Annotated in this window: 13 protein-coding genes and 1 tRNA gene; 6 read left to right on the plus strand and 8 right to left on the minus strand. The window is 70.4% G+C overall.

Features of this window, described 5'->3' with window-relative positions; all coding sequences use genetic code 11:
• The first annotated feature begins 11 nt into the window (after positions 1–11).
• On the plus strand, positions 12–1,373 hold the full coding sequence (locus AC0665_RS14715) for an FG-GAP-like repeat-containing protein (protein ID WP_468408367.1): 1,362 nt from the start codon (positions 12–14) through the stop codon (positions 1,371–1,373).
• A gap of 119 nt (positions 1,374–1,492) precedes the next feature.
• Positions 1,493–2,503 carry a Yip1 family protein gene (locus tag AC0665_RS14720; RefSeq protein WP_468408365.1) on the plus strand — a complete coding sequence of 337 codons (1,011 nt, stop codon included), beginning with the start codon at positions 1,493–1,495 and terminating at the stop codon, positions 2,501–2,503.
• 93 nt (positions 2,504–2,596) lie between these two features.
• On the opposite strand, the gene AC0665_RS14725 is transcribed toward AC0665_RS14720, so the two are convergent.
• Positions 2,597–3,124 carry a phosphoribosyltransferase gene (locus AC0665_RS14725; RefSeq protein ID WP_468635151.1) on the minus strand — a complete coding sequence of 176 codons (528 nt, stop codon included), beginning with the start codon at positions 3,122–3,124 and terminating at the stop codon, positions 2,597–2,599.
• Positions 3,125–3,147: 23 nt separating this feature from the next.
• Positions 3,148–3,723 carry a dCTP deaminase gene (dcd, locus tag AC0665_RS14730; protein WP_363117436.1) on the minus strand — a complete coding sequence of 192 codons (576 nt, stop codon included), beginning with the start codon at positions 3,721–3,723 and terminating at the stop codon, positions 3,148–3,150.
• Between the two features lie 530 nt (positions 3,724–4,253).
• Between dcd and AC0665_RS14735 the strand changes: the two genes are divergently transcribed.
• A tRNA-Gly gene (locus AC0665_RS14735) sits at positions 4,254–4,327 on the plus strand.
• A 246-nt stretch (positions 4,328–4,573) separates the two neighbouring features.
• On the opposite strand, the gene AC0665_RS14740 is transcribed toward AC0665_RS14735, so the two are convergent.
• The 3 genes from AC0665_RS14740 to AC0665_RS14750 all read right to left on the minus strand — a co-directional run bounded on the left by AC0665_RS14740 (position 4,574) and on the right by AC0665_RS14750 (position 6,178).
• Positions 4,574–4,987, minus strand: coding sequence for a DNA-binding protein (locus AC0665_RS14740; RefSeq protein ID WP_478705114.1), 414 nt, complete (start codon positions 4,985–4,987; stop codon positions 4,574–4,576).
• The gene (locus tag AC0665_RS14745; protein WP_367560061.1) at positions 4,984–5,265 is read right to left on the minus strand and encodes a hypothetical protein; all 282 of its coding nucleotides are present in this window, start codon (positions 5,263–5,265) and stop codon (positions 4,984–4,986) included. The genes AC0665_RS14740 and AC0665_RS14745 overlap by 4 nt, the downstream gene beginning before the upstream one ends.
• 259 nt (positions 5,266–5,524) lie before the next feature.
• Positions 5,525–6,178: a TetR/AcrR family transcriptional regulator C-terminal domain-containing protein gene (locus AC0665_RS14750; RefSeq protein ID WP_468408357.1), complete on the minus strand. Its 654-nt coding sequence runs from the start codon at positions 6,176–6,178 to the stop codon at positions 5,525–5,527.
• Between the two features lie 127 nt (positions 6,179–6,305).
• Here AC0665_RS14750 and AC0665_RS14755 point away from each other — a divergent pair, with 127 nt between their 5' ends.
• Complete coding sequence (locus AC0665_RS14755; protein ID WP_478603273.1) at positions 6,306–7,823, plus strand: FAD-dependent monooxygenase; 1,518 nt, start codon at positions 6,306–6,308, stop codon at positions 7,821–7,823.
• 228 nt (positions 7,824–8,051) lie between these two features.
• Entirely contained in the window at positions 8,052–8,486 is a 435-nt protein-coding gene (locus AC0665_RS14760) for a hypothetical protein (protein WP_478705115.1), read from the plus strand.
• 223 nt (positions 8,487–8,709) lie between these two features.
• On the opposite strand, the gene AC0665_RS14765 is transcribed toward AC0665_RS14760, so the two are convergent.
• Complete coding sequence (locus tag AC0665_RS14765; RefSeq protein WP_478705116.1) at positions 8,710–9,405, minus strand: hypothetical protein; 696 nt, start codon at positions 9,403–9,405, stop codon at positions 8,710–8,712.
• A 128-nt stretch (positions 9,406–9,533) separates the two neighbouring features.
• Here AC0665_RS14765 and AC0665_RS14770 point away from each other — a divergent pair, with 128 nt between their 5' ends.
• On the plus strand, positions 9,534–10,331 hold the full coding sequence (locus AC0665_RS14770) for a DJ-1/PfpI family protein (RefSeq protein ID WP_478705117.1): 798 nt from the start codon (positions 9,534–9,536) through the stop codon (positions 10,329–10,331).
• A 120-nt stretch (positions 10,332–10,451) separates the two neighbouring features.
• On the opposite strand, the gene AC0665_RS14775 is transcribed toward AC0665_RS14770, so the two are convergent.
• Both AC0665_RS14775 and AC0665_RS14780 read right to left on the minus strand, forming a co-directional pair.
• Positions 10,452–10,883: a hypothetical protein gene (locus AC0665_RS14775; protein ID WP_468408333.1), complete on the minus strand. Its 432-nt coding sequence runs from the start codon at positions 10,881–10,883 to the stop codon at positions 10,452–10,454.
• Positions 10,876–11,841: a hypothetical protein gene (locus tag AC0665_RS14780; RefSeq protein ID WP_478705118.1), complete on the minus strand. Its 966-nt coding sequence runs from the start codon at positions 11,839–11,841 to the stop codon at positions 10,876–10,878. Before AC0665_RS14780 ends, AC0665_RS14775 begins: the two co-directional genes overlap by 8 nt.
• Between the last annotated feature and the right edge of the window lie 65 nt (positions 11,842–11,906).

An 11,906-nucleotide genomic window follows, 5' to 3' on the forward strand; every position in this document is an offset into this window, starting at 1 on the left:
AGGAGATCCCCATGCGCAGATCCACAACGACCGCCCTGGTCGCCGCCCTGCTGGCGACCGGCGTCACCCCCGTGTTCCTCACCGGCCCCGCCGCCGCGGCGCCGGCCAGGCACTACGACGACTTCAACGGCGACGGCCGCCGCGACCTCGCCTACGGCGGCTACGACGACGTCGACCGCGAGGGCGGCACGATCACGGTCGTGTACGGCACCGCCACCGGCCTCGACACCGCCCACCCGAAGCGCTTCCACCAGGACAGCGCCGGCGTCCCCGGCTCCGGTGAGGAGGACGACCAGTTCGGCGCGTCCCTGGCGAGCGCCGACCTCAACAAGGACGGTTACGCGGACCTCGTCGTCGGCAACCCCACCGAGCACGTGGGCGGCGACGACTACCGCGGCACCGTCACCGTCCTGTGGGGTTCGAGGTCCGGCCTGTCCGGCGGCACCAACCTCGCCCCCGTCGGCGGCGCGGGCGGGCGCTTCGGCCACTTCGGCCGCGACCTGGCGACCGGCGACTTCACCGGCGACGGCTCCCCCGACCTGGCCGTGATCGGCGGCGAGGAGGCGTGGCTGTACCGCGGCCCCTTCACCAAGTCGGGCACCACCGGCAAGGTCAGCAAGATCGACAAGAGCTCCGGCGGCTGGTACTCCACCGCCCTCGCCGCCGGAAAGGTCGACGGGGACGGCAGGACGGACCTCGTGGTGATCGGCACGGAGGTCGACGACAGCCGGATCCGCGAGCGCGCCTGGTACCTGAAGGGCACCTCCTCCGGCCTCTCCTCGGGCGCCTCCAAGACCCTCAGCGACCGGCAGGAGGGCCTGTACCCGAGCCCCGTCATCGGCGACTTCGACAAGAACGGCTACGGCGACATCGCCCTCGGCGTGCCCGACAAGGACAACGGCAAGGGCGCGGTCACGATCTGGCGCGGCACCTCGTCGGGCCCGGGCACGTCGGTCACCCTCACCCAGGCCACCTCGGGCGTCTCCGGCAGCCCGGAGGCCGACGACAACTTCGGCTACGCCATCTCGGCCGCCGACACCAACGGCGACGGCTACGCGGACCTCGCGGTCGGCGTCCCGCACGAGGACGTCGCGGGCGACCAGGACCAGGGCGGGGTGCACGTCTTCCGCGGCGGCTCCGGCGGGCTCAGCGGCGCGCGCTCCTCGTGGATCGCCCAGACGGTGCTCGGCCCGGCCGACTCCGACTCGGCCTTCGGCTACGCCCTGCGCCTGCGCGACCTGACCGGCGACGGCCGGGCCGACCTGGCCGTCGGCGCGGCGAACGGAGCGCTGCTCATGCCGGGCACGGGCACGGTCCCGACCAAGACCGGCGCGATCGCCCTGCCGGAGCTCGGCGGCGGCTTCGCCGACTGACCGGCCCCGGGGGAACCGGCCCGGCTCCGGCCGGGCCGGGCCGGGCCGAGCCCGGCGCCCTACCCGTACGGCCGAACCCTGAGACCCCACGGGCCCCCCAAGTCCCGGTCCCTTAAGGGATGTCACAGCTCGGCCGCAAAGCCGGGCCCGGAACCCCGGGCCCGGCACGCCACCGCGCGGGACCAGGTACGTTCGAAGACGTGGCTGGATTCAGGATCGGACGCGGCCGTGACAACGGCGCTCCTCAGACGCGACCGCACAACCCTTCGTACGGGCAGCAGACGCCGCAGGGGCCGTCGTACGGCTACCCGCCGGCGCCACAGCCGTACCCGCAGCAGCCGCCGCACGGCAGCGGCGGCGGCCCGGCGTGGCCGCAGCCGCACGCCGGGCAGGGCGGCGGCTACGGCGGCCAGGGCGAGCCGGAGTACTTCGGCGACGGCGCGTACCCGCCCGGCCCGCAGGGCCCGCCCGACCCGTACGCGGCGAACAACCCGGGCCACACGCAGGCCTTCTCCGTCGGCGAGGACCCCTACACCCAGGGCGACACCTACCGCGCCGGCTCGGCCGCCCCGCCGCCCGGCCCCATCGGCCCGCGCCTGCACTGGAAGGCCCTGCTGCGGGGGATCGTCCTGGCCCCCAACCAGACGTTCCTCCAGATGCGGGACTACTCGATGTGGGGCCCGGCCCTCGTCGTCACGTTCCTGTACGGCCTGCTCGCCGTCTTCGGCTTCGACGGCGCCCGCGCGGATGCGATAAACGCCACACTGTCGAACGCGGTGCCGATCGTCCTGACGACGGCCGTGGCGATGGTGCTGAGTGCCTTCGTCCTGGGTGTCGTCACCCACACCCTGGCCCGCCAGCTCGGCGGCGACGGCGCCTGGCAGCCCACGGTCGGCCTGTCCATGCTGATCATGTCCCTCACGGACGCGCCCCGCCTGGTCTTCGCGATGTTCGCGGGCGGCGACGCGATGTTCGTCCAGCTGCTGGGCTGGGCCACCTGGATCGCGGGCGGCGCACTGCTGACCCTCATGGTCGGCCGCTCCCACGACCTGCCCTGGCCGAAGGCGCTCGGCGCGTCGGCGATCCAGCTGATCGCGCTGCTGTCGATCGTGAAGCTGGGCACGGTCTGAGGCAGACGCCTTGAGAACGAGAGGGGCTCCCCGGCGCGGGGAGCCCCTCTCGTTCTCAGGCATACAGGCGTGTTCGGGCGCTCTCAGGCGCTCTCAGGCGTCGAGCACCTGGCCGGACCGCCGGACCACGGGCGGTTCGACACTCCACGGGAAGTTGATCCAGTCGTCGGTCCGCTTCCAGACGTACTCGCACTTCACCAGTGACTGCGACTTCTCGTAGACGACCGCGCTGCGCACCTCGGCGACGGTGTCGAGGCAGAAGTCACGCACCAGCTTGAGCGTCTTGCCGGTGTCGGCGACGTCGTCGGTGATCAGCACCTTCTTCCGCGAGAAGTCGATCACGTTGGGGACGGGCGCGAGCATGACGGGCATCTCGAGGGTCGTCCCCACACCGGTGTAGAACTCCACGTTGACCAGGTGGATGTTCTTGCAGTCGAGGGCGTAGGCGAGCCCGCCGGCCACGAAGACACCGCCACGGGCGATGCTGAGGACTATGTCCGGCTCGTAGCCGTCGTCGGCGATGGCCTGCGCGAGCTCGCGCACGGCGACGCCGAACTTCTCGTAGGTCAGGTTCTCCCGCACGCCGCCCGTGCTCGTCTCACTCATGTCCGGGTCGCTCATCTCCGGGTCGCTCATCTCCGGGCTCACACCTGGGTCCGATGGAAGTTGAGGAAGGACCGGGAGGCGGTCGGACCACGCTGCCCCTGGTACCGGGACCCGTACCGCTCGCTGCCGTAGGGGAAGTCCGCGGGCGAGGTGAGCCGGAACATGCACAGCTGCCCGATCTTCATGCCCGGCCAGAGCTTGATGGGCAGGGTGGCGAGGTTGGACAGCTCCAGCGTCACGTGCCCGCTGAAGCCGGGGTCGATGAAGCCGGCGGTGGAGTGCGTCACGAGACCCAGCCGCCCGAGCGAGCTCTTGCCCTCCAGCCGGGAGGCCAGGTCGTCGGGCAGGGTGATGACCTCGTAGGTGCTGGCGAGGACGAACTCGCCGGGGTGCAGGATGAACGGCTCGTCGCCCTCCGGCTCCACGAGCCGGGTCAGATCGGCCTGCTCGATGGCGGGGTCGATGTGGGGGTAACGGTGGTTCTCGAACACCCGGAAGTAGCGGTCCAGCCGCACATCGATGCTCGACGGCTGCACCATCGCGTCGTCATACGGATCGATCCGCACCCGCCCGGCGTCGATCTCGGCCCGGATGTCCTTGTCAGAGAGAAGCACGCCCCGAGGATACGCAAGGCGCGCGGAGCGACCACAACCGGACGTCTCCGCGCGCCTTGTGCCGGTTGCCCGGCCCTTTGTCCGTTACCGCTGCTCCTGCTACTGCTTCTGATAGCTGACGGGCACCACGCTGCGGAGCCGCGCACATCGCGGACACCGAAGCAGCCGCCCAGGGCCGAGCCGCTCGGCCTGCTGCATCGGGAACGAAGCGGTGCTGAACACGTGCCCATCGGCACAACGGACGACGGTGCGCTCCATCAAGTCCAAGAGTCCCTTCCCCAAGAGCCGCGTCTGGCTGCTGCTTGCCTGACGACAAAAGCCACAGTACGGGATCAAAGGGACGACCCTCCAGGCGGCACTCCGGTCCCGCCCGGCCCCTCTCACGCTCCTCCACCGTACGCCCCAACTCCGTTCCCCCGCAGCCGCATCCCACGCCTGAAACACCCTCAGGCCCCAGGGCGCGGACGCCGGGGGCCTGAGATGAGGTAGAGTGAGCGAGCATTCGACACCGACTGCGGTCGGCGTCTTACGCGGGTGTAGTTTAATGGTAGAACATCAGCTTCCCAAGCTGAGAGCGCGAGTTCGATTCTCGTCACCCGCTCCATGCGAAACCCCAGGTCAACAACTTGGGGTTTCTTTCTTGTCAAAAGCGGGTTGGGTGCCACTCGTGACAGTCCACGGCTGGGACACCGGCCCAGCCATTCCATCAGCCGGAGCCAGTAGGCCGGTTCGGATCGTCCGATTGACGCGGCAGGTTGCGGTGGTCGTCCGTCGTGGTCCAGTTCCCTAGCGTCGTAACTGCTCCCACCCGGGTCACTTCAGAGCAGCGTCCGCGCAGCGAGCACCTTCTCTACAAGGCGCCTCGGCTCAGACTTTCTCCGCGCTCACGCGGATGCTCGGCGGCGAGCAGCCCGATGTCTTCTACATCGGAAGCCAGGATCGTCACCCGGCCGGGGTGCTGCAGGGCGGTCGCGCACAGCATGGCGTCGATGGCGTACTTGTGGCCGTGCAGCCCCGCTGCACGCAGCAAGGCGGCAGCGGATTGCGCGACGGCCTGGGTCACCGGCTCGACGGCCGGGCGGGACAGGGTCCACTTCAGCGCGGCGTCGTTGATCTTCGGGTGGCTCACCTTGACCAGCACGGCGGCTGAGGTGATCACGGGCAGGTCCGCGTCGCGAGCCGCCGTCAGCCACTCGTGGATCTCCCGATCACGCTGTACGGCCTTCGCCAGGCCCTCGCTGTCCAGGACCAGGGCACCGCTCACGCGGCCGCCCCGGCATGTGAACCGCCCCCGGTCAGCCGGGCACGCTTGGCCGCCACGGCCTCGGGGTCGGCCGGGCCGTGCACCTTGTCGAAGTCCGCGATCAGCTCGTCCAGGTTGTCCCGCTCGATCTGCCGCTGGGCCGCCTTCTCCAGGTAGGCCGAGACGCCCCGCTTGCCGACCCGCTCACGGATCGCCTGCAGAGTGCCAGCGGTCAGGGTGACAGAGATACCGCTGGTGGGGCCGTCGCCTGGCAGGAAGTCCACATCGTCATCAGTCACACCGCGAGTGTGCCATTGCAAATGGCATAGTGGGCGGCAAGTGCACCGCGAGACTCTGACCGGATGACGGAGAAACCCGGTGCCCCTGGCTCTTGGGTGCCGTGGAGCGGCAATGCCCCTGCAACAGCTGATCTCCGCACCGGGCAGGCCGGCGCACTTGTCCCCTCAGCCGCACCGGCGCGCCTCCCCCCTCCCTGACGGAGGTCGTCGCCGGGCCTGGCTCTGACGCCCCGGCCCCGGCAGGCGTGCCCGCCCCGGGTCAGCCGCGCTCCCGCTCCTCCCTGGCGGCGCGCAGACCGAGCACGACGATGCGCAGCCCGTATTCGAAGCCGGCGTCGCCGTCGATGCCGAGCAGGTCGCTCGACGCCTGGGCGGTGAGGGGGAAGCGTTCGGCGTCGATCATCGCGGCGAGCCGCTCGGGGGCGTAGGGGTTGTCGTCGCCGTACGCCGCGCTGGTGTGGGCCTGCTCCTCGATGGTGTGGCCGATGGTGTAGTGCAGGACCGTCGGGAAACCGCGTGCCGCCTCGCTGAGGGTGAAGCCGGCATCCCGCAGGGTTCGCAGGTTCAGCTCCACCGCCCGGTGCACGCTCTCGTGGTTCACGTAGGTGCCGGCGAGGACGCGGGCTCCGTCCCGGTGGCTCAGCATCGCCTGCCGCAGGTGGCGGGCCCAGTCGGCGAGCCAGTCCTCCCAGGAGGAGCCGTCGCGGGGCGGCTCCAGCCTCTCGGCCGCCTCGACGTACACCAGGGTGGCCATGGCGTCGAGCAGCTCCTGCTTGTTCTTGATGTGCCAGTAGAGGGTGGGGGCCCGTACGCCGAGGTCCTGGGCGATGAGGCGCATGGTGAGCCCGTCGAGGCCGACGTCGTCGAGCAGTCGCAGCGCCGTCCGGGCGATCACCTCGGAGTTGGTCTTCATCCCGCTCCCTCCTTCCTGAAGCCTTGACACCCTAACACCGTTAGGGGCACCCTCTAACGGCGTTAGAGTCTCTAACGCCGTTAGACGCGGCCGGCTGGAAGCCGAACCGAAGCAGGGGGAAACGCAGATGACCGACACGACGACGGACACGGATGTGGTGATCGCGGGCGCCGGGCCGACGGGCCTGATGCTCGCCTGCGAACTACGGCTGGCGGGGGTCGACGTGGTGGTGGCCGACCGGCTCGCCGCGCGGACCGGTGAGTCGCGGGCCGGCGGGATGCACGCCCGGACCATGGAAGTGCTGGACCAGCGGGGCGTACTGGACCGCTTCCTGGCGGCCGGCACACCGCGCCCGATAGGGCACTTCTCCGGGCTGTGGCTGGACTTCGACCGGTTCGAGACCAGGCATGCCCGGTCGCTGGTGCTCCTGCAGTCCCACATCGAGCGGCTGCTGGAGGAGTGGGCCACCGAGCTCGGTGTACGGGTGCGCTGGTCGTCCGAGGTGACCGGGATCCGACAGCACGGCCCCGATGTCGAGGTCGACGTGGGAGGGCCGGAGGGCTCACGTTCGACCCTGCGCGCCCGCTACCTCGTGGGCTGCGACGGCGGGCGCAGCGCGGTGCGCAAGCTCGCCGGCATCGGCTTCCCGGGCACCCCGGCGACCCTGACCGCGCTGCTCGGCGACGTCGAACTCGCCGATCCGCCCGCCGAGTCGCTCTTCATGCAGCGGCGAACGGGCGGTGACTTCTCGGTCTTCGCCTTCGAGCCGGGCTGGTACCGGGTGATCACCACGGAGTACGGCCGTGTCGCCGGTCAGAAGGAACCGGTGACGTTCGAGGGGCTGCGGGAGTCACTGCTGAGGATCGCGGGCACCGACTTCGGTATGCACAGTCCCCGTTGGGTCTCCCGGTTCGGTGACGCGGCCCGGCAGGCCGAGCGGTACCGGGAAGGCCGGGTGCTGTTGGCGGGCGACGCGGCTCACATCCACTTCCCGGCAGGTGGCCAGGGACTGAATCTGGGGGTCCAGGACGCGGTCAACCTCGGCTGGAAACTCGCCTCGGTGGTGCAGGGCAGCGCGCCGGAGACCCTGCTGGACAGCTACCACGCCGAGCGGCACCCCGTCGCGGAGCGGGTGCTGCACAACACCCGGGCGCAGGCGGCGCTGTCGCGTCCGGGCCCGCAGACCGACGCGCTGCGCGACGTACTCCGTTCACTCATCGCATACGACGACGTCAACCGGCACCTGGGTGGCATGATCACCGCGCTGGACCTCCGCTACCCCATGAGCGACGACCACCCGCTGACCGGCCGCCGGGTCCCCGACGTCGATCTGAAGACCGGTGACGGCCCGTGTCGCGTCCACGAACTGCTGCGCACCGCGCGCCCCGTGCTGCTCGACCTCCGCGGTGACACCGCACTGGCGGCCACGGCCGAGAGCTGGGCCGACCGCGTCGACCTCGTCGAGGCCCGGTCCACGGCCGGCCACTGGCCCGTCTGGCCGGTCGACGGGACCCCCGCCCCCGCCGCGCTCCTCATCCGCCCCGACGGCCACGTCGCCTGGACCGCACACGCCGGCACCACCCCCGACCCCGCCGCCCTCCGGACCGCCCTCACCACCTGGTTCGGCCCGGCCACGGCCGATTGAACCGGGGAGTTGAGCCGCTCGGCGATGTGCCGGACGAGCCTGACAGCCCGAGTCGGGTGTTTCGCGCGCGCCAGGACGTGGCCTGCACGCGGGCACTCGAAGCCAGGACCACCAAGTCGGCGCGGCTGCACTCGGTCCTGAAGACTCCGCCGACATCGATCGCAGGTGCGGCGTGCATGATGACGCTGCGGAAACTGCTTCCGGTCAAGCGCGGACGACGGGGGACTCGTGGTCTATCAACTCAGCTTCTTCTGCCGCTCTGGAGAAGCCACAGGCGTCGAGGCGCTTGATCGCCTGCTGGACTACCTCCTGGAGAGGGGTCACCGTCTGGTGGGCGAGTGCTTGGAATCAATTGAGGATTCGAGCGCCGCGTTCAGGCTCGGTACCGGTAGCAGCGACAGCGACAGGCCAGTCGCTGACTTGTTGACGCTGGAGGTGCGCGTAGGCGTAGCCGAGATCGCGGAGTCCGTGATCTCGGCATCGCCTGATGACGAGCGGGGCATCTGGGGATGCGACCTGCTGGCCACCGTCACCCTCAGCGGAGACAACCCCGACTGGGCTCTGGTACACCGCATTTGGGCCGCCGTGGTGAGCCTGTGGGGGGCGGTTCCGTGGGACGAGTCCTCCGGATTCGAGATCGCTGTCAGGGCGCCGCAGCTCTGAGCTCTTACCTACTAGCGCGCGGAGCGTACTGGCCCAGCTTTCGAACTGACTCGTGAGACCCGCCGCATCAAGGGCTACGAGGGCCCTTTCCGCCGACCGCTCGACCGCCTGCTCAATATCGTCGGGACGTGTGCGGTGTGGCCCCCACCGCTGTGCGCAGCGCCGTCGATCCGGCCCCGCAGAGGGCGTAGGTGTGCCGTTGCCCGGTCCAGGAGCAAGTTGCCTACAGCGGCTCGGCGGTCTTGCAGGGGTCGTCGGCCGTGACCCGGGCGATGAACCGCCGTGCCTGTTCCTCGGGCGGAACGTCATCGGTGACCGGCAGGTCGAACGTGAAGCCGGGGTCGCGGGGTGACGCCCGGCGGTGCCTGAAGAACACCTCCACTCCCGCGGGGTCCTCGCGCCGAGGCTCCACCCGGTCCACGACGCAGTCCCAGCGCTCGAACCAGCCGCTGTGCACGAGTTCCTGCGCCACCAGCCGCGCGACGGTGTCCACGGGCTCTTCCCATCCGGTGTCGGCGACGGCACGCTTCAGTTCCGCGTCGTACTGAGCGGCGTCGAAGCGGACGTCCGCGGGGACGGGGACCCGGATGTCGTTCGTGTTCTGCCATGAGGACCACACCACCTCGTCATCCCGGCGGTGGATGGTGACGAACACGCCTCCGCAACAGCCCGTGTGACAGTTGTTGTTGGACAGTTCGACGCGGCGGGGTGCCTCATGCGCCGACAACGGCCAGCCCTCGGCCGGACCGAACCAGTCCCCGCGTGAGCAGCTCGACGCTCCGCCGGGATGGATCTCGGCCAGCACGTCCCTGCCGTCGATCAACGGGCGGACCTCTGCCCACTGGTCGATGGCGAGCGGGTGCGGAATCACGTGCCGCAGGGCGAGAGTGCTGATCCTGGTGGGGGCGTTCCCCGACATGCGCGTCAGTGCCACCATCACGACCGTCGTGCCGCTCGGCCTCAGGGCTACGGCCTCGGGAACTTTCCCGGCCTCCCTCACGACTCCTGGTGTGTCAACACAGCCAGCACAACGAGGAGTTGAGGGTCATGGCGGACGGTCCTGGTCGGAGCCGGCGCGGAGTGCTGCGCGGGGCGGTGACGGGTGCCCTGGGCGCGGGCCTGGTGGTCGGCGCCGGTGCCGGCGTTCCGGCCTCAGCCGCGGCGCGGGACGAGGAGGGAGCAGCGGAAGCCGGGCGGCTGCGGGTAGCGGTGCTGCTGTACGACGGGTTCACCGCGCTGGACGCGGTCGGGCCGTACGAGGTGCTGTGCCGGGTGCCGGGCGTGCGGGTGACCATGGTGGCGCGTGAGCGGGGGCCGGTGCGCACCGACACGGGCGAGTTGGCGCTGGTCGCCGAGCGCGCCCTGCGGGACGTGCGGCGGGCCGACGTCCTGCTGGTGCCCGGGGGCGGGGAGCGCGGGACCGTGGCCATGATGGAGGACACCGTCGTCCACGAGTGGATCCGACGTGTCCACCGGCACTCGGTCTGGACGACGTCGGTGTGCACCGGTTCGCTGATCCTGGGCGCCGCGGGCCTGTTGCGCGGCCTGCCCGCCACGACGTACTGGGCCTCGCGCCCGTATCTGAAGGAGCTTGGGGCCATCTACACGCCCGGCCGGTTCGTCGAGGCCGGGAAGATCATCACGGCGGCAGGGGTCTCGGCCGGCATCGACATGGGGCTGCATCTGGCAGCCCGGTTGTCCGACGAGGACGTGGCACGCGCGATGCAACTCGCCGTCGAGTACGACCCGGATCCGCCCTACGACACCGGCAGCCCGGAGAAGGCGGACGAGGCCACGGAGGCGCTCGCCCTGAAACTGCTCGCCGACGCGGCGCGGAAGCCATGACACCGGGCGCCAACCGTCGGTGGGTCCTGCGTCGCGCCGGGCCGGCGTAGGTCCGCTCCGGCTCCCGTCGCCGGACCGGAGCGTGTACCGGCGGCGGTGGCTCCTCAGAACGCGCTGCGGTCAGAGCTCCCACACTTGATCCGGGTCGTCCAGTGCCGCCCGGATCTGGGAGAGGTCTCCGATGTCCGCGAGCGGCGAGCTCTTCGCGATGTCGACGATCCCGCGCACGACGGCTTGCAGCACTTCACCGTTGCCCTCGTCAAGTGCCCTGTCCAGCCGGGAGAACAGCTCCTCGTAGAGGTTGCGCCGCTCCGCGAAGGCCCGGCCGAAGTAGTCCTTGAGGACGGCTTCGGCAGCTCGGATGCGAGCGACCTCCGTGGCTTCGTATGCCTCGATCCGGGCTCTCTTGGTGCTCTCGACCTCGTGGATGTGGATGCACTCACGGGCGGCTTCGACGATCTGGTTCAGCGCGGTGAAGCCGTCCATCGCCCAACCGGGACCCTTGGTCGCGTTGACAACCCTGCCTACGTGCACCTTGGGCTTGTCAGGCATTTCGTGTCTCCTCGATCAATGGTCCGTACGTGATGGTGAGGTTCGCGCTGGACTCGTTCAACGTGCCCTCGGCGTCGACGATCGGAGTCGCCGCCACGTCACGGACCGCCATGGCCAGTGTCATGGCCCGCTGGAAGCGCACGGCGTGCTTTCGTGTGTCGAACGGCTCGGACTCCAGCAACTCCAGCGCGTCGAGCGCTCGAAGTGCGAGGTCCGTGAGGAGGACGCGCAGTTCCGCGGCCCGGGCGTCGACGCCCTCCAGTCGGGCGTCAGTCTCATCGAGCTCAGCGAGGGCCACGGCGGTCTTCGCCTCGAACTCCCTCGCCCGGCTGATCGCCTTCGTGCCCTGTCCCTTGACGAACAGGCCGCCGATGAGCAGCGCGGGACCGATGGTGACGATGTTGAGCGCGGTAGCTCCCAGGGCCACACCACCACCACCCGACGCCAGCGACCCGCCGCCCAGTAGGGCGAGGGTCGCGCTCTCGGCCGCGGCGCCCGACAAACCGGAGATCGCCGCTCCGGTGCTCGCGACTCCGAAGCTGCTCGCTGCCGCCGTGATCCCGGCGCCCGCCCCCGCGCCCGCCACGGCGGATCCGATGGCCCCGCCGATCCATGCCATCGCATCGGCCTCCAGGCCGCGAAGCCCGGGGAGTTCCGCCATGGTCGCGTCGATGCCCTCGACCAGCAGCCTCTCGCTCTCACGCACCTGCCGCTCGTGGCGCCGCAGAAAGTCGCCCATGCGCACGACGACGTCGACGAGCGCCTGGCTCTGCTGTTCCCTCAGTGCCGTCAGGGCGGTGTTCGTCTCTGCCAGCGCGGCCTCGGTCCGGGCCCGGCGTCGTTCGTAGGCTCGGGCCGCCTCGTTGCACCGGTCCTTGGAACGCTTGACGTCATGCGCGCCTTTGGCGCCGAGGGCGGCCCCGCCACCGCCGGTCGCCACACCGACGCCGATAAGCACGACGGGAATGAAAAATGGCACGGCCTCCCCCTCGGTCCCCCATGACCCTGCGCGAACCGGCAGGT

Source organism: Streptomyces sp. NPDC043685, from assembly GCF_056436585.1.

Bases quoted from the DNA above. Each gene is read 5' to 3' on its own strand.
- AC0665_RS14720 (WP_468408365.1), top strand. From the start codon at position 1,493: ATGTCACAGCTCGGCCGCAAAGCCGGGCCCGGAACCCCGGGCCCGGCA.
- AC0665_RS14755 (WP_478603273.1), top strand. From the start codon at position 6,306: ATGACCGACACGACGACGGACACGGATGTGGTGATCGCGGGCGCCGGG.
- AC0665_RS14750 (WP_468408357.1), bottom strand. From the start codon at position 6,178: ATGAAGACCAACTCCGAGGTGATCGCCCGGACGGCGCTGCGACTGCTC.
- AC0665_RS14725 (WP_468635151.1), bottom strand. From the start codon at position 3,124: ATGAGCGACCCGGACATGAGTGAGACGAGCACGGGCGGCGTGCGGGAG.
- AC0665_RS14765 (WP_478705116.1), bottom strand. From the start codon at position 9,405: ATGTCGGGGAACGCCCCCACCAGGATCAGCACTCTCGCCCTGCGGCAC.
- AC0665_RS14715 (WP_468408367.1), top strand. From the start codon at position 12: ATGCGCAGATCCACAACGACCGCCCTGGTCGCCGCCCTGCTGGCGACC.
- AC0665_RS14775 (WP_468408333.1), bottom strand. From the start codon at position 10,883: ATGCCTGACAAGCCCAAGGTGCACGTAGGCAGGGTTGTCAACGCGACC.
- AC0665_RS14770 (WP_478705117.1), top strand. From the start codon at position 9,534: ATGGCGGACGGTCCTGGTCGGAGCCGGCGCGGAGTGCTGCGCGGGGCG.